Source organism: Kocuria sp. APC 4018 (assembly GCF_030407675.1).
GTDB lineage: Bacteria > Actinomycetota > Actinomycetes > Actinomycetales > Micrococcaceae > Kocuria > Kocuria rhizophila.
In genome coordinates, this window is sequence record NZ_JASDCY010000025.1 from 21194 (window position 1) to 35907 (window position 14714).

Below are 14714 nucleotides of genomic sequence, written 5' to 3' on the forward strand. Positions count from 1 at the left end.
CGACCGAACGCGCCGCCCCCGACCGGGGCGCACCGGCAAGGAGGACCGCATGGCCAAGGTCATCGAGCAGCGCGGGCTGTACTTCGACGAGTTCGAGGTGGGCGCCGTGTACAAGCACGCCCCCGGGCGCACCGTCACGGAGGCGGACAACGTCCTGTTCACCACCCTCACCATGAACACCCAGTCCCTGCACCTGGACGCCGCGTGGAGCGAGCGCCAGGAGTTCGGGGAGCGGCTGGTGAACTCCATGATGACGCTGTCGATCATCGTGGGCGCGTCCGTCGCACAGCTCACGCAGGGCACCATCGTGGCGAACCTGGGCTTCGAGGAAGTCGCGTTCCCGCACCCCATGCACCACGGGGACACGCTCTACAGCGAGTCCGAGATCCTGGACGCGCGCCCCTCCAAATCCCGGCCGGGCCAGGGCATTATCAAGGTCCGCCACGTGGGCCGCAATCAGGAGGGGACCGTGGTGGCCACGTGCGTGCGCTCGGTGCTCATGCAGGGCGCCCCCGGGAAGGAGCAGGCATGACGACCCCCACGTTCACGATGGGCCCCGCCATCCTCTTCTGCCCGGCGGATCGCCCCGAGCGCTTCGCCAAGGCGGCCGAGCGGGCGGACGCGGTGATCCTCGACCTCGAGGACGCCGTGGCACCGGACGCCAAGCCCGCCGCGCGGGACCACGTGCGCGCTGCGGACCTGGACCCCGCCACCACGGTGGTGCGCGTCAACGACGCCGCCTCGCCGTTCTTCGAGGACGACCTCGCCGCGGTGCGCGACACCCCGTTCCGGACCGTGATGCTCGCCAAGGCGGAGTCCGCCGAGCAGGTCCGCCGGGTCACGGACGCCCTGCCGGAGGCGCGGGTCATCGCGCTGTGCGAGACGGCTGCCGGGATCGTGGCGGCGTCCGAGATCGCGGAGCAGAGCGGCGTCGTCGCCCTGATGTGGGGCGCGGAGGACCTGGTGGCGTCCCTGGGCGGGCGCTCCAGCCGCCGCCCGGACGGCTCCTACCGGGACGTGGCCGTGGCCGCGCGCGCCGCGGTGCTGCTGGCCGCGGGTGCCCACGGGAAGGCCGCGATCGACGCCGTGCACGTGGACATCGCGGACACCCAGGGCCTCGCCGCGGAGGCGGAGGACGCCGCGGGCAGCGGGTTCGCCGCGACCGCGTGCATCCACCCCGGCCAGGTGGCCGTGATCCGGGAGGCCTACCTGCCCACCGCCGAGGCCGTGGACTACGCGCGCCGCGTACTGGCGGCCGCCGAGGGGGCTCCCGGCGTGTTCCGCTTCGAGGGCCACATGATCGACGGGCCGCTGCTGCGCCACGCGGAGCGCACCGTGGCCCAGGCACGCCGCGCCGACACACGCGGCACCGATGAACCGGGCACCGAGACGTCCCGCACCGAGACGAGGGAGAACTGATGAGCACGAACATCGTGGTTCCGGTCAAGCACGTTCCGGACGCCCAGAAGCAGCGCACGTTCCAGGAGGACCTCACCGTGGACCGCGGCGAGTCGATCCTCTCCGAGCTGGACGAGTACCCCCTGGAGGCGGCGATCGCCCTGCGCGAGGCGGCCCCGGAGGCGGAGGTCACCATCATCGCCGTGACCGTGGGCCCCGAGGACGCCGCCGGTGCCGTGAAAAAGGCCCTGCAGATGGGCGCGGACGCCGCGTTCCACGTGGCCGACGACGCCCTGGCCGGCTCCGACGCGCTCGGCACCTCCGCGGCGCTCGCCGCCGCGATCCAGCACGTGGGCGAGGAGCACGGCGGGGTGGACCTGGTGCTCACGGGCCTGGCGTCCACGGACGGGGAGACCTCCGTGATGCCCGCGATGCTCGCCGAGCGCCTGGACTTCGCGCTCGTGACCCGCGCGGACAGCGTCGCCTGGGACGAGGGGAACACCGGGCTGGCCCTGACCCGCCCCGGGGCGGACGCCACCCAGACCGTGGCGGTGCACTTCCCCGCGGTCGTCTCGGTCACGGACCAGGCGAACGAGCCGCGCTACCCCAACTTCAAGGCGATCATGGCCGCGAAGAAGAAGCCTTCGGCCGTGCTGAGCCTCGCGGAGATCGGCGTGGAGCCCTCCACCGTGGGGCGCGACGCCGCGGCCGCGTCCGTGCAGTCCGCCACCGCCCGGCCCCCGCGCGAGGCCGGGACCGTGGTCCAGGACGAGGGCGAGGCCGGGATCCAGCTCGCGGACTTCCTCGCGCAGCGCCGCCTGCTCTGACGGCCGCGCGGCCCGGGGCCCCTCACGGCGGCCCGGGGTCTGTGTCCCGGCGGTGCGACCACCGCACCCGGTCACTGCGGCCCCGTCCCGCGCCGCACCCACGATCTTCCACTGCGTTCGAGAGGAAACACCATGCACGTCCTCGTAGACCTCGGCCACACCCGTCAGCTGCGCTCCCCGGACCACGAGCTCCTCACGCTCGCGCGCACCCTCGCCGGGGGAGATCCCGTCACCGTGCTCATCCACGAGCCCCAGCCCGAGGGCCTGGCCGATGAGCTCGGCGGCTACGGCGTGGCCACGCTGCTTGTCCCGGAGCAGGAGGCCGCGGACCTGTCCCTCACGGACACCGCCCTGCTCGACGCCGCCCTGACGGAATCCGGCGCCACGCTCGTGCTGGGCGCCAACGACGCGGACACCACCGAGTGGTTCGCCCGCCTGGCCGTGCGCCACTCGGCGGCGATCATCACCGATGCGGTGGGTGTGGCGCAGGACCGCACCGTGACCAAGTCCGTGCTGGCCGGGGGCTGGACCACCACGGCGGAGCCCACCACGGAGCTCGCGTTCGTCACGCTCGCCCCCAACTCGGTGCAGACCGAGGAGGTGAGCGGGGGGCATGCGCCTGAGGTGAAGCCGCTGGCGGTGTCGGTCTCCGGCCCGGCGGCCACGGTCACGGGAACGGAGGCCGCGCCGGCGTCGTCGCGCCCCAAGCTCACCGAGGCCAAGACCGTGGTGGTCGGCGGCCGCGGCGTGGGTGAGGACTTCTCCCTGGTCGAGCAGCTCGCGGACGAGCTCGGCGCCGCTGTGGGTGCGTCCCGCGCGGCCGTGGACGCGGGCTGGGTGGAGCACGCCGCGCAGGTGGGCCAGACCGGTGTGACGGTGTCCCCGCAGCTGTACCTGTGCGCGGGTGTCTCCGGCGCCATCCAGCACCGGGCGGGCATGCAGACCTCGCAGACCATCGTGGCGATCAACAAGGACGAGAACGCCCAGATCTTCGAGATCGCGGACTACGGCGTGGTGGGAGACCTCCACAAGGTCATCCCGCAGCTGCTCGAGACGCTGCGGGAGCGGAAGGGCTGACCGAGGGGTTACTCTGCTCGACTCTCAGGGGAGCGCCGGTCCGCACGACGCTGGACAAACATCACCGCGAAAGCGCCTAGGCAGGCAATCGCAAGCCCCGCGACCAGGCGCATCCAGAAATTCTCGATGCCGGCAGTTGCGAAAACCGCGATGAGAGTGACCACGGCGGTGCCGATGTACTGGATGAGTGACGTGTTCTTCACAGGTGGGGTTCCTTCCGGATACGGCGGGCGGGGCCGGGTTGCCCGCTCGTTCACATGAATCTCGGTCTGGCCCACGCTAAAGCACTGGGCCCCCAGAAATTGCGCGGCCGGGGTGACGCGGGGCGGAGAGGCCGGGGGCCGGACGGTTTCCCGTCTGCCCCCGTTTTCCCCCGGCCGCTCATCAACGTGCTTCACCGTGAACACGAGAATTTCATAGTGTGGCTCCCATGATGGACAACGTGCCTCACACCGGACGTCCTCCCCGAGGGGCCGCCTGGGTGCTTGTGGCCCTCGCTGGCGCGGCACTCGGCCTGCTGCGGACCACGGTCGGGACGATGCGCCATGACGACAGCACTGCCGGGGCGGCGTTGAGCGGCTTCATCATCGTGGGGGCGCTCGCAATCCTGCTGTACTTCTTCCTCAGGCTCATCAAAAGCCCCGTGCACCTGGGGTTCTTCCTCGCCAGCCCCGCCAGGGCCGGAGCGGCCACCGTGCTCGCGGCTCTGGCGTATGCCGCGCCCGGCTTTCTGCTCCTGGACCGGTCACTCGTCGGCGCGGCGGTCACCCTGCTCATTGCTGGGGCTCTGGGAGCTGCGGCGTACTGGGTGATGGCGAGCTTCTTCCGCCGAGAGACTCCGGACAGCCCTGCGGGGCTGTGAGGTGAGGACACACCCCGGGACCTGAGATTAGGCCGTCCCGGTGGGCAGAGCTTCCAGATGCGCTGTGATCCACGCTGAGACGAACTCGTGGTGGACGGAACCCTGGGCTGTGATCTCCACGAAATTCGCCACTTCTTCGTCATTGTCGAACACGAGCCGATATCCATTCGCGAGCAGAAAGACACTGACTGCACCGATGGCCGTTCGCTTGTTCCCGTCCACAAAAGGATGGTTCCTGGAAAGCCCTGCCAGGAGTGCCGCAGCTTTGTCGGCCAAGCTTGGATACAGCTCAACGCCCATGTAACTCGTCCACGGCTTGTCCACGGCGCTGGCAAGGAGTCCTTCATCCCGGACCGGGGCCGGGAGCACTGCATTATGGATCCTGACCACGTCGTCACGGGTCAGCTGAACCCAGGGCGTCAACGGTCCGCAAGCAGCTCGTTCACGCCGGCGAGTTGTTTCTGCGAAACGGCGATGAGCGCATCCAGATCATCAAGACTCAGGTGGGTGAGGGCGGACCCCTCGGGGGCCTGTTCGGCCATGTCGCTCTCCTTCCGTCGGGATCGATTCTACGGCGCTCGCCGCTCATCGGACAGGGCGCGCCGACAGCGTGCCGGGCAGGTCCCGGAACCGAGAGGACGACGCCGCCCTCACACCTTCTCCGGCACCCGCACCTCCGTGTGCGCCGGGGGTGCGCGGCGGTCCGCGACCTCCCTGCGGATCACCCACACGAGCGCACCGGCCCACAGCACGGCGAGACCCGCGAGGATCAGGGTGGGAGCGGCGTCGGGAAGGGTGTTCTGGACGGCATCGACCCGCAGGAGGGTGCGCGCGTTGGTCACGATGATGAGTCCGCCCGCGCCGATCGCGAGGATGCGCGGGGCGAGCAGGCGTACGAGCCATGCCGCGAGCGGTGCGGCCGCGACGCCGCCGACGAGCAGGGCGACCACCATGCCGTAGTTGATGTTCTGGCTGCCGAGCGCCAGCAGGAACCCCGCGGAGGCGCCTAGGCTGACCACGAACTCGGACGTGTCGATCGAGCCGATGACCTTGCGGGGCGCGATCTTGCCGGAGGCCAGCAGCGTGGGGGTGCCCACGGGCCCCCACCCGCCGCCGCCGATGGCGTCCATGAACCCGGCCACCGCGGCCAGGGGCACCAGGAACGCGGCGGGCACGCGGCCGTGGAACGACGGGCGCCGCCCGCCGATGCTGAGGAACCGCCACACCACGTAGACCCCGAGCAGCAGGAGGATGGTGGACATGACCGGCGCGGCGGCGTCGCCGGAGACGGTGAGCAGGTTCGCGCCGAAGAACGCCGCGATCCCGCCGGGCACGGCCATGAAGCCCACCACACGCCAGTCGATGTTGCCGAAGCGCCAGTGCGAGAACCCGGACGCGAGCGTGGTGCCCACTTCCGCAAGGTGCACCGTGGCGGACACGGAGGCCGGGGTCAGCCCGGCGGCCAGCAGCAGGGTGGAGGACGTCACGCCGTAGGCCATGCCCAGGGAACCGTCCACGAGCTGCGCTCCGAAGCCCACGAGGGCCAGCACGATGAGTGTGCGCACGATGCCTCCTGCACGGCGGGCGGCGGTGCCGGCGGGGTACCGGCGGGTTGCCGCGTGAATCGCCCCAGCGTAGGAACCGCCCGAACCCGGGCCCAAGGTGTGTGTCTTCGTGCGTCGTCCCATGTCACAGCGTGACGTGGGCTTGACACAGGGCTCAGAAATGTGGCCTCGACCACCTCCTTGTCAGCAGACAGCACACTGACGAAAATGGGAATGTCGGTGATCCCACCGATCAGCAGTCCAGAGGAAGGGCAGCACCGTGGCACAGAAGAATCCCGCCAACGCCGGGGAAGAGTCCATCAAGATGAACCCGCAGGACGAGGCCGCGGCCATGGCCCAGGACACCCAGGTGGACGCGGAGCCCGCCGACGAGGGCGTCGGCGCCATGACCGACAACAAGGGCGAGACCCCCGCCACCGAGAACTGAGGTCCTCGCGCGGACAAGGGCGCCCCGCAGGCACGTGCCTGCGGGGCGCCCTTCTGTGTTCGGGGAAGAGACGGGGGAGTGTCGCTGCCGTGCGGGCCGTGCTGCACCGCCCTGCGTCCTGGGCCTCAGTCCTCCTCGCCCGCATCCTCCCGCGGGCTGCCGATGTTGTAGCGCGGCGGACGCGTGCGGAAGTTCGCGAGCTTGTGGGAGCCGTCGCAGAACGGGGCGATCGAGGACATGTTGCACCGGCACAGGGCGACGACGCGGCGCGGCGGCTTCTGCGGCTCGGCTCCCGGTTCCGGGGCGATCATCACGTCCCCGCGCACCAGCAGCGGCCCGTTGGGGCACGGGGTGATGACCACGGGATCCTCAGCGGGGGAGTCCTCGGGGCGTTCGTTGCTCACAGAGCCGCCCCAGCGGCGTCGTCCGCACGCAGCGAGGAGCGCTCGTTGCTCCAGCACTCCAGCATGTGATCGCCCATGAGCCCGTCCACGTACAGGCACGCGGCCGCGCCGAAGAGTACGTCCTCCAGCAGCTCCGGCTCGTCCTGGGCCAGCGCCCCGGCGAGGTCCCGGGCGGCGATCTGCTCGTGGACGGCGTCGGCCTCCACGTGCTCGTCGTAGTACCAGGTGACGTCCTCACCGTAGCCGAGCTTGCGGAACGCGCGGCCGTAGTACTTGTTGGGGATCGACGAGGTCATCTCGAACGCCGCGAGGTGCCCGGCGATCGCCCCGCGCAGCCGGCGGTGCAGCCCGAAGAGGCTCATCACGTTCATGGACGCGAGCGTGGGCGCGGGCACCAGGTCCAGATAGTGGTCCAGGGTGTCGTCCAGCCCGAAGCCGCGCATGCTCTGGGCGAAAATCGTGGCGTGCACGCGCTCGGGGCGCCCGCCGCCGTACTCGTCCGACTGGATCTCCACCAGCGCGGCCTTCGCGCGGCCCCGCAGCCGGGCGATGCCCCACGAGTGCGGGTCCGCCTCACGCAGCGTGTAGATGGAGCGGTGGATCAGGAACTCGCGCAGGGTCTCCTCGCTCGGGTGCCGGGCGAGCCACGTGGCCAGGGTGGGCTTCTCCGCCCCGCCGGTGATGGCGAACATCGTGTCCACCAGCTCGGCGCCGTCCTGCGGCATGGGATCCGGCATGGGCACGCGCTCCCGCAGCTCGCGCTCGAAGCGCTCCTCGAGCACCGCGCGGATGCGCAGCAGCTCGGGGTCCCACTCGCGGTCCCCGGTCACGAACTCGGCCGGGCCGTAGTGCAGCAGGTACAGCAGGAACAGGGAGAGCTGGACGTCCTCGTCCGCGAGCACGTCCTCGGTGCTCTCCACGGCGCGGGCGACGGCGCTCGCGAGCGTCTCGTAGGCGGCGTCCGGGGTGTCCTGAGGTCCGGTCAGGACGTCCAGGAGGGCGGTGCTCACGGGTCCCCGGGCTGCCGGGGCGGCTGTGCGGACGGGGGTTGTGGTCATGATCGTGGTCTCCGATGACGAGAGTTTGTGGGCGGGGCGGTGGCTCGGCGCGCCTCGCCGGCGGGTCACGGCGCGGACGACGTCGCTCCCGGTGCCCGCGCGCGGGCACCGGCCCCACCGTGGTCGGGGAGGCGGTCACCCGCGCACCGCGTCGGGGGCACGGTGCGCGGGTGGCCGGAGTGATGCTGAGCGTGCTTCCTATGCCAACATACCGGTGGTCGGGAAGCGTTCCCAGACCCGGTGGCTGCCGAGCAGCTCGGTCACGGTGCTCAGGGCGTCCTCGGCGGAGTCCGCCGCGACCACCCCGGGCGTCTGCTCGATCTGCAGCGTTTCCAGGGCCGTGACGCCGGGCCCGAAGGCCGCGATCGCCTTGGCGTGGCGCCACATCTCGTTGAGCAGCAGGCTCACGCGGGGGTCCACGTCGCCCGGGCTGGGTGCTCCGGCCTTCGCGTCCATTCCCGCGGCCACCTGGTGGGCGGGTGCCCCCGTGGTGGTGACCACCACGGCGTCGAACTCGATGGAGCGCGCCGTGAGCAGCGTGCGGTGGGCGACGACGCCCGGGGCCACCTCGCCACCCTGCGGTGCGATCACGAGCGGGACCATGTCCTCGGCGTCGATCCGGGAGATCAGCGTGGTCAGCTGCTCCGCGTCCGTGTCCGGGCCCACCACAATGCCCACCTGGCGTCCCTCCACGGGCCACGTGCCGCCCACCTGGGACAGTGCCGGCGAGGGCTGGACGTCCTGGGCCGGGGCCACCGTGGGCTCCTGGTCCGGCAGGCCCAGCCCCTGCGCCACGGTGTGTCCCAGGGAGGGGTCGATGGCGAACAAGTGCCGCAGCTGGCGCACGCGGATGGTCTCGTCCCAGCACTTGCCGAGCTCGAACGCGTAGGCCTGCGCGGTGTGCTCCCGCTCCACCTCGCTCAGGCTGAGCCAGAACATCCGCGCCTGGGAGAAGTGGTCCTCGAACGACTGCGGCCGCACACGCTCCTTCACGGACGCCGGCACGGGTGCCGGGTGGTCGATAAAGGCGTGCTCGCTCTCCGGCGTCTCGAACGGGTTGCCGCCGTCCAGCGAGTTGGGGCGGTACGGGGCCACCCCCGAGTGCACGGCCCCCTGGTGGAAGCCGTCCCGCAGCATGTCGTTGACCGCGGCGTGCGGGCGGTTGATGGGCAGCTGGTTCCAGTTCGGCCCGCCCAGGCGGGTGATCTGGGTGTCCAGGTAGGAGAAGAGGCGGCCCTGCAGGAGGGGGTCGTTGGTCACGTCGATGCCCGGGACCAGGTTGTTCGGGTTGAACGCCACCTGCTCCGTCTCCGCGAAGTAGTTGGAGGGGTTCCTGTCCAGGGTCATGAGGCCCACGGGCTCCACGGGCACGAGCTCCTCCGGCACCAGCTTGGTGGGATCGAGCAGGTCGATGCCCTGGAAGCTCTGCTCCTCGTTGTCCTCGAAGACCTGGACGCCCAGCTCCCACTGCGGGTGCGCACCGGCCTCGATGGCGTCCGCGAGGTCCCGGCGGTGGAAGTCCGGGTCCGCGCCGTTGATCAGCTGGGCCTCCTCCCACGCCACGGAGTGCACGCCCAGGCGCGGCTTCCAGTGGAACTTCACCAGCACGGTGGCGCCGTCCTGGGCCACCAGGCGGAAGGTGTGGATGCCGAAGCCCTCCATGGTGCGCAACGAACGGGGGATCCCGCGGTCGGACATGTTCCAGATGGTGTGGTGCTGCGCCTCGGTGTGCAGGGACACGAAGTCCCAGAACGTGTCGTGCGCGGACTGCGCCTGGGGAATCTCACGGTCCGGGTGCGGCTTGCCGGCGTGGATGACGTCTGGGAACTTGATGGCGTCCTGGATGAAGAACACGGGGATGTTGTTGCCCACCAGGTCCCAGGTGCCCTCGTCCGTGTAGAACTTCACGGCGAAGCCGCGGGTGTCACGGGCCAGGTCCCCGGAGCCCCGGGAACCCAGGACGGTGGAGAAGCGCACGAACACCGGCGTCTCCTTGCCCTCCGCGAAGACGCCCGCCCGGCTGATGCGGGACGCGGTGCCGTAGGAGCGGAACGTGCCGTGGGCGCCGGTGCCGCGGGCGTGGACCACGCGCTCGGGGATGCGCTCGTGGTCGAAGTGCGAGATCTTCTCGCGGAAGTGGTGGTCCTGCAGCAGCACGGGACCGCGCGGGCCGGCCTTGAGGGACTGGTCCGAGTTGCCCAGCCGGGTGCCGTGCGCTGTGGTCAAGTACTCGCCCTGCTGCGCCATGCTGGACATGGGCGCATCGGTCGGCGCACCGGTGGAGGACACCCGCTCGGGCGCACCCTGGTCCGGTTTGGGAGGCAGGGGCTCACGCGGTGTGGTGGGTTCCTCGAGGGACGTGTCCCCGGTGCCGGGAACTCCCGGGACCTGGGGTGTCTGGTTCTCGTGTGCGGACATGATGATCCTCCTGCGAAGAGACGGCACACACCCGCGGATGGAGCACCGGGTGTGCCCCTCCACAATGTCAGCACCCTGATGGACTGACTACACCTCTAGGTGTGCCCTGCCCCAGCGCTCGCGCGAGGCCCGGCCGAGGAGCAGCATCGCGGCGTCGTGAGACAGTGGCCCCATGACGTGGACACCCATGACCCTGCATGGCCGGCTCGTGCGGCTGGAGCCCCTGACCCGAGAGCATCTGGACGGCCTGGTCGAGGCCACCGAGGACGGGCGCATGTGGGACCGCTGGTACACCTCCGTGCCGTCCCCGGACGGAATGGTGGACGCGATCGAGCAGCGGCTCGCGTGGCAGGAGGAAGGCTTCATGCTCCCGTTCACCACGGTGCGCCAGTCGGACGACGTCGTCCTGGGCATGACCACCTTCTACGACCCCCAGTGGGCGGTCCCGCGCGTGAGCATCGGGCACACCTGGAACCGGGCCTCCACCCACGGCACGGGCACCAACGCGGAGTCCAAGCTGCTGCTCATGACCCACGCGTTCGGGGAGCTCGGCTGCCGGTGCGTGCGCTACGAGACCAGCTGGGCCAACCAGCAGTCCCGCGCCGCCATCGAACGCCTCGGCGCCCGCCTGGACGGCGTGCTGCGCGGGGACCGGCTGGAGCGCAACGGGGTGCTGCGGGACACCGTGGTCTACTCGGTGCTCGAGCACGAGTGGCCGTCCGTGCGGACCGGTCTGGAAGCGCGGGTCGCGCGGCACTGACCCGTCCGCCGGACGGTGCGGGCCGCGCCCCCGCCGGTGGCCTCCGATAGGCTGGCACCGCCCGGACCCCGGGCGTCCGGAACCCTTGGGCGGGCGCGAGCACGCCGCCCCCAGGGCCTGGAGTCCGTCTCCGAGCCGGGGGGATCATGACTTTGAGCGTTTTCTGGTGGGCCGTGGCCGTGCTGCTCGCCCTGCTGGGCGCCACCGCGCTGTCCCTGCGCTTCACCCCGTACCGCGGGTGGAACCTGGCCCTGATCACGCTGACGGGGCTGTCAGGCTTCTCGGTGCTGTGGGTGATCGCGCTGGAGGTCTTCGGCGGCACCAGGGCGTCGCTGATCACCGCCGTGCTGATCGGTGCGGCGGTCGCGGCGGCCACGGTGTGGCTGTTCGCCAACGGGATCGTGATGCTCCGGCGGGAGGGCCGCACCCTGGCCAACCTACTGTCCCTCGTGCTGGCCGCGGGGCTCGGTGGCGAGGCGCTGGTCCTCTGGGCGGTTGCGCAGTGGAACCTCACGCTGCTGGGGGCGCTGTACGGGCCGCTGCTGGTGGCCACGGCGTACGTGGTGGTCACGCTGATCGGGTTCGTGGTCTACAACCGGGTGGTCACGGGGATCCGCCCGTGCGGCCCGGTGGACGCCGTGATCGTGCTGGGCTCGGGTCTGATCGGCGCGGCAGTCCCGCCGCTGCTGGCCGGTCGCCTGGACGCCGGGTTGCAGGCGTGGCGCCGCACGCGGGACCGCAGTGGTGCGCCGCCCCTGCTCATTCCGAGCGGTGGCCAGGGCCCGGACGAAGATCGCGCCGAGGGGGACGCGATGGGCGAGTACCTCCTGAGGCAGGCCCCGGAGGTCCGGGACTCCCTGCGCATCGAGGACAGGGCGCGCACCACGCGCGAGAACCTGATCTTCTCCCGCGAGCTGGTGCCCGCCGGTCGGGACGCCCGCATGGTGGTGGCCACGAGCGACTACCACGTGCTGCGCGCCGGGCGCTTCGCCACGGACCTCGGCATGACGGTTCGGGTGGTCGGCTCCCGCACCGCGCGCTACTACCTGCCCTCGGCGGTGCTGCGCGAGTACGCGGCCACCGTGCGCAGCGGGTGGGTGGTCCACGCCATCCTGCTGTTCCTGCTCACCGCACCCATCGCGTGGTCCGCGCTGGCGGGGTACCTCCAGCGCTGACCGCGCCGCAGACTCTCTCCCGACGGCGACGCCGCACGGCCCCGTTCCGCACGCCCCGCCCGTCCGCTCGGTGCCGGCACCTGCGGAATGGGCGGTGCTGCTGGGTGCTGGCGTGCCGCTCTGGATGGTGACGGGGCCTGGAAACGCGGGCTCAGCGGCGTCGTCGGAACGCCCTGGGAGTGGTGCCGGGGGACGGCGGAGCGACGTGGGCGGCGTCGGGAACCCGCACCGTGCTGGTCAGCGCGGTGAGGCTCGGGCGGCGGGGCGTGGAGCTGAACCCGAAGTCCGGGGGAGGGGTCATGTCCGTGAGCGTGCCCAGGTCGTGGCCGCCCCATGTGGCGCGGGAGAACGTGATGGCGTGGAGGTCGTAGGCGGAGTACCACTCGGTGCGGCCGTTGCCCGCGGTGCCCAGGGTCTGCACACCGGGCATCACGTGCGGCGCCACCAGGTTGGTGATCCGCGCGAAGGGCAGCGAGGTGCCCAGCGGCCGTGGAACCGACTGCAGCAGCAGACCGAGTGGCGCTCGCGGGCCCACGCTGAACTGCCACGTGAGCGGCCCGGCGGTGACGGTCCAGCGGGAGGCGCGGGCGAACCCGGTGCGCTGCACGGTCACGGGAACGCGGGTGACGGTGTCGAAGGTGTAGGTGGCGGAGACGAAGTCGGCCACCCAGTCGGTGGGGGCCAGCAGCTCACGACGGCCGTCCGGGTGGGCGACCATGACGTCCGCGAACGGACCCTGCGGGGTGCGGTCCCAGCAGCCGAGCACCAGGCGGGTCCCGCCGGAGGTGCCGACGCCGGCGATGTGGCCGGTGAAGCGGTGGGTGTGGGTCATGGGGTCAAGGGTAAAGGTGGGCTGGTCGAGAGCGGGTGTTCCCGCGACCGATGAAGTGGTCTAGAGTGGGGGGGACCAGATCCCCCTCGCCTCTCAACGATGCGCACCTGGGGGATTTTTCATGCTCTCCCTCTAGGATCGGGGCATGTCAGCAGCCCATCATCGCTCGCGCACCAGGGGTCACGACTTCTACGCGAAGCCCCCTTTGTCTCATCGGCAAATGGTGGACCAGCTGGTGGGACGGGGGCTGGAGATCCCGGACGGACAGCGGGCAGAACGCTACATGCGACACATCGGGTACTACCGATTGTCGCCGTACATGATTCCGTTCCAAACCCACGACGGGTCTCACGAGTTTCTCCCGGGGGCCACCTTCGATGACGTCCTGGGTCTCTATGTATTCGACCGACAGCTGAGACTTCTGGTGCTCGACGCGGTGGAGCGAGTAGAGGTGGCGGTGCGTGCCAGCATGACGGACGTCATGTCGATGCATGCGGGTGACTCGCACTGGTATACCGATCCTCGGCACTTCCGGGATCGTGGGAAACACCGGCGGCTGCTCGAGGAAGTCCGGAGGGAGTGCCATCAGCAGCTCGGGCGTCGGGCGGAGCCTGTAGGCGACTCGGTCAACTACAGGTCCGCTTTGGAGCACTACCTGACGACCTACGGCACTCCAGAGCTGCCGCCCTCATGGGTCATGGTGGAGATGTTGACGATTGGTCAGTTGAGTCACCTCTACGCGAATCTCCAGCCGCGCCGTTGCAGAACCGACATTGCCGCCTCGTTGGGTCTCAACGAGGCGGTCCTGTCGTCATGGCTGACGACTTACGTCCGCGTTCGCAACATATGCGCTCATCACGGCCGGCTGTGGAACGTGGGCCTCGGCGTCTATCCCGCCATCCCAGCTGACCGATCGGTGCCATGGCTCGAAGCGCGGGAGATGCTGGATGAAGATCCCGATCGGCGCAAGCGGCTCTACCCGGTTCTGGTCTCACTGCAATCAGTTCTGGTCACTGTCTCTCCCCACAGTTCCTGGGCGCGGAGACTCATCACGCTCATCGAGGGCAACCTCGACGTTCCCGCGAGTGCCATGGGTCTCTTCGGCGGATGGGCTGATGACCCCTTTTGGCGGGCGCACACCGCTGCCTGAACGCTCCGCCACCACGGGTCTGCGTGGCAGCCACCTCCAGGACGTGGGCGACTGTGCTCCTGAAAATCCATTGTGGACAACTAAAACGCACGCAACTATGATCGGTTCCGGTCGCTCGCCACGGTCCCGGACCTCCCCCCCCCCCCCAACCACGGGGGCGTGCGCGAACAGCGGCCACGTGTCATGAGCGGGCGCGCAGGACTCCATGGGTCCCTGTCACGCCCACCCACACGCGGCACCAGCACGGCGGGTCTCGACGCTTGGGGGGTCGAGACCTGCCAGTCCCGCCAGCGAAGGAGTACAAATCATGGACGCTCTCTACACCGCAGAAGCACTCGCGCAGGGCGCGGGCCGCGACGGCAGTGTGGCCCTCAAGGACGGCTCGCTGCAGTTCGACCTGGCCATCCCTAAGGAGATGGGCGGTTCCGGCAACGGCGCCAACCCTGAGCAGCTCTTCGCCGCCGGATACGCGGCGTGCTTCCACTCGGCCCTGCAGATGGTGGCCCGCCAGCAGAAGGTTGCCCTGGGTGAGTCTGCCGTCGGCGCACGGGTCCAGATCGGGGACAACGGCGAGGGCGGCTTCGGCCTGGCCGTCGAGCTGGAGGTGGTCATCCCCGAGCTCGAGCACGAGAAAGCCCAGGAGCTCGCGGACGCGGCGCACCAGGTGTGCCCCTACTCCAACGCGACGCGAGGAAACATCCCCGTGACCGTCACGGTGGTGGACGAGTGATGAACCTCCCCACCCCATCTCGCCGCAAGGC

At 70.4% G+C, this 14714-nt stretch carries 18 protein-coding genes; 10 read left to right on the forward strand and 8 right to left on the reverse strand.

The annotated features are described in order from the left end of the window. The first annotated feature begins 49 nt into the window (after nucleotides 1-49). From QL985_RS06395 to QL985_RS06410, 4 genes are all read left to right on the forward strand, one after another. A complete protein-coding gene (locus QL985_RS06395; RefSeq protein ID WP_249494185.1) occupies nucleotides 50-532 on the forward strand; it encodes a MaoC family dehydratase in 483 nt (160 codons plus the stop codon). Beyond that, entirely contained in the window at nucleotides 529-1419 is an 891-nt protein-coding gene (locus QL985_RS06400) for a CoA ester lyase (protein ID WP_257745009.1), read from the forward strand. The genes QL985_RS06395 and QL985_RS06400 overlap by 4 nt, the downstream gene beginning before the upstream one ends. Beyond that, on the forward strand, nucleotides 1419-2225 hold the full coding sequence (locus QL985_RS06405) for an electron transfer flavoprotein subunit beta/FixA family protein (protein ID WP_259905671.1): 807 nt from the start codon (nucleotides 1419-1421) through the stop codon (nucleotides 2223-2225). The genes QL985_RS06400 and QL985_RS06405 overlap by 1 nt, the downstream gene beginning before the upstream one ends. Before the next feature lie 132 nt (nucleotides 2226-2357). Then, nucleotides 2358-3302, forward strand: a complete 945-nt coding sequence (locus QL985_RS06410; RefSeq protein WP_259905669.1) for an electron transfer flavoprotein subunit alpha/FixB family protein — start codon at nucleotides 2358-2360, stop codon at nucleotides 3300-3302. 8 nt (nucleotides 3303-3310) lie between these two features. Here the strand turns inward: QL985_RS06410 and QL985_RS06415 are convergent, their stop codons facing one another. Further along, complete coding sequence (locus QL985_RS06415; RefSeq protein ID WP_249494188.1) at nucleotides 3311-3505, reverse strand: hypothetical protein; 195 nt, start codon at nucleotides 3503-3505, stop codon at nucleotides 3311-3313. Nucleotides 3506-3840: 335 nt separating this feature from the next. Between QL985_RS06415 and QL985_RS06420 the strand changes: the two genes are divergently transcribed. Continuing rightward, nucleotides 3841-4164 (forward strand): hypothetical protein, encoded by a 324-nt coding sequence (locus tag QL985_RS06420; RefSeq protein ID WP_141564917.1) that lies wholly within the window; start codon nucleotides 3841-3843, stop codon nucleotides 4162-4164. Between the two features lie 27 nt (nucleotides 4165-4191). Here the strand turns inward: QL985_RS06420 and QL985_RS06425 are convergent, their stop codons facing one another. The 3 genes from QL985_RS06425 to QL985_RS06435 form a co-directional block, all read right to left on the reverse strand. Continuing rightward, a complete protein-coding gene (locus QL985_RS06425) occupies nucleotides 4192-4587 on the reverse strand; it encodes a type II toxin-antitoxin system death-on-curing family toxin (protein WP_081477454.1) in 396 nt (131 codons plus the stop codon). Further along, nucleotides 4584-4706 carry a hypothetical protein gene (locus QL985_RS06430; protein WP_257745006.1) on the reverse strand — a complete coding sequence of 41 codons (123 nt, stop codon included), beginning with the start codon at nucleotides 4704-4706 and terminating at the stop codon, nucleotides 4584-4586. Before QL985_RS06430 ends, QL985_RS06425 begins: the two co-directional genes overlap by 4 nt. Before the next feature lie 108 nt (nucleotides 4707-4814). Further along, complete coding sequence (locus QL985_RS06435; protein ID WP_257745005.1) at nucleotides 4815-5729, reverse strand: sulfite exporter TauE/SafE family protein; 915 nt, start codon at nucleotides 5727-5729, stop codon at nucleotides 4815-4817. A 259-nt stretch (nucleotides 5730-5988) separates the two neighbouring features. Here QL985_RS06435 and QL985_RS06440 point away from each other — a divergent pair, with 259 nt between their 5' ends. Beyond that, entirely contained in the window at nucleotides 5989-6156 is a 168-nt protein-coding gene (locus QL985_RS06440; protein WP_168165718.1) for a hypothetical protein, read from the forward strand. Between the two features lie 125 nt (nucleotides 6157-6281). Here the strand turns inward: QL985_RS06440 and QL985_RS06445 are convergent, their stop codons facing one another. The 3 genes from QL985_RS06445 to QL985_RS06455 form a co-directional block, all read right to left on the reverse strand. Next, on the reverse strand, nucleotides 6282-6560 hold the full coding sequence (locus tag QL985_RS06445) for a CDGSH iron-sulfur domain-containing protein (protein WP_121241610.1): 279 nt from the start codon (nucleotides 6558-6560) through the stop codon (nucleotides 6282-6284). Then, nucleotides 6557-7618 (reverse strand): iron-containing redox enzyme family protein, encoded by a 1062-nt coding sequence (locus QL985_RS06450; RefSeq protein WP_257745156.1) that lies wholly within the window; start codon nucleotides 7616-7618, stop codon nucleotides 6557-6559. Before QL985_RS06450 ends, QL985_RS06445 begins: the two co-directional genes overlap by 4 nt. Before the next feature lie 198 nt (nucleotides 7619-7816). Beyond that, nucleotides 7817-10036 carry a catalase gene (locus QL985_RS06455; protein ID WP_257744373.1) on the reverse strand — a complete coding sequence of 740 codons (2220 nt, stop codon included), beginning with the start codon at nucleotides 10034-10036 and terminating at the stop codon, nucleotides 7817-7819. A 172-nt stretch (nucleotides 10037-10208) separates the two neighbouring features. Between QL985_RS06455 and QL985_RS06460 the strand changes: the two genes are divergently transcribed. Continuing rightward, complete coding sequence (locus tag QL985_RS06460) at nucleotides 10209-10796, forward strand: GNAT family protein (protein WP_257744372.1); 588 nt, start codon at nucleotides 10209-10211, stop codon at nucleotides 10794-10796. 146 nt (nucleotides 10797-10942) lie between these two features. Continuing rightward, nucleotides 10943-11971 (forward strand): YdcF family protein, encoded by a 1029-nt coding sequence (locus QL985_RS06465; protein ID WP_257744371.1) that lies wholly within the window; start codon nucleotides 10943-10945, stop codon nucleotides 11969-11971. A 151-nt stretch (nucleotides 11972-12122) separates the two neighbouring features. On the opposite strand, the gene QL985_RS06470 is transcribed toward QL985_RS06465, so the two are convergent. Then, nucleotides 12123-12803: a hypothetical protein gene (locus tag QL985_RS06470; protein WP_259906073.1), complete on the reverse strand. Its 681-nt coding sequence runs from the start codon at nucleotides 12801-12803 to the stop codon at nucleotides 12123-12125. Between the two features lie 220 nt (nucleotides 12804-13023). On the opposite strand from QL985_RS06470, the gene QL985_RS06475 reads away from it, so the two are divergent. Both QL985_RS06475 and QL985_RS06480 read left to right on the forward strand, forming a co-directional pair. Beyond that, nucleotides 13024-13953 carry an Abi family protein gene (locus QL985_RS06475; RefSeq protein ID WP_259906074.1) on the forward strand — a complete coding sequence of 310 codons (930 nt, stop codon included), beginning with the start codon at nucleotides 13024-13026 and terminating at the stop codon, nucleotides 13951-13953. A 307-nt stretch (nucleotides 13954-14260) separates the two neighbouring features. Further along, nucleotides 14261-14683 carry an organic hydroperoxide resistance protein gene (locus QL985_RS06480; protein WP_259906075.1) on the forward strand — a complete coding sequence of 141 codons (423 nt, stop codon included), beginning with the start codon at nucleotides 14261-14263 and terminating at the stop codon, nucleotides 14681-14683. Nucleotides 14684-14714: the final 31 nt, after the last annotated feature.

Bases quoted from the DNA above. Each gene is read 5' to 3' on its own strand.
- QL985_RS06395 (WP_249494185.1), top strand. From the start codon at position 50: ATGGCCAAGGTCATCGAGCAGCGCGGGCTGTACTTCGACGAGTTCGAG.
- QL985_RS06400 (WP_257745009.1), top strand. From the start codon at position 529: ATGACGACCCCCACGTTCACGATGGGCCCCGCCATCCTCTTCTGCCCG.
- QL985_RS06405 (WP_259905671.1), top strand. From the start codon at position 1,419: ATGAGCACGAACATCGTGGTTCCGGTCAAGCACGTTCCGGACGCCCAG.
- QL985_RS06410 (WP_259905669.1), top strand. From the start codon at position 2,358: ATGCACGTCCTCGTAGACCTCGGCCACACCCGTCAGCTGCGCTCCCCG.
- QL985_RS06420 (WP_141564917.1), top strand. From the start codon at position 3,841: ATGCGCCATGACGACAGCACTGCCGGGGCGGCGTTGAGCGGCTTCATC.
- QL985_RS06430 (WP_257745006.1), bottom strand. From the start codon at position 4,706: ATGGCCGAACAGGCCCCCGAGGGGTCCGCCCTCACCCACCTGAGTCTT.
- QL985_RS06450 (WP_257745156.1), bottom strand. From the start codon at position 7,618: ATGACCACAACCCCCGTCCGCACAGCCGCCCCGGCAGCCCGGGGACCC.
- QL985_RS06455 (WP_257744373.1), bottom strand. From the start codon at position 10,036: ATGTCCGCACACGAGAACCAGACACCCCAGGTCCCGGGAGTTCCCGGC.
- QL985_RS06460 (WP_257744372.1), top strand. From the start codon at position 10,209: ATGACGTGGACACCCATGACCCTGCATGGCCGGCTCGTGCGGCTGGAG.
- QL985_RS06465 (WP_257744371.1), top strand. From the start codon at position 10,943: ATGACTTTGAGCGTTTTCTGGTGGGCCGTGGCCGTGCTGCTCGCCCTG.
- QL985_RS06470 (WP_259906073.1), bottom strand. From the start codon at position 12,803: ATGACCCACACCCACCGCTTCACCGGCCACATCGCCGGCGTCGGCACC.
- QL985_RS06475 (WP_259906074.1), top strand. From the start codon at position 13,024: ATGGTGGACCAGCTGGTGGGACGGGGGCTGGAGATCCCGGACGGACAG.
- QL985_RS06480 (WP_259906075.1), top strand. From the start codon at position 14,261: ATGGACGCTCTCTACACCGCAGAAGCACTCGCGCAGGGCGCGGGCCGC.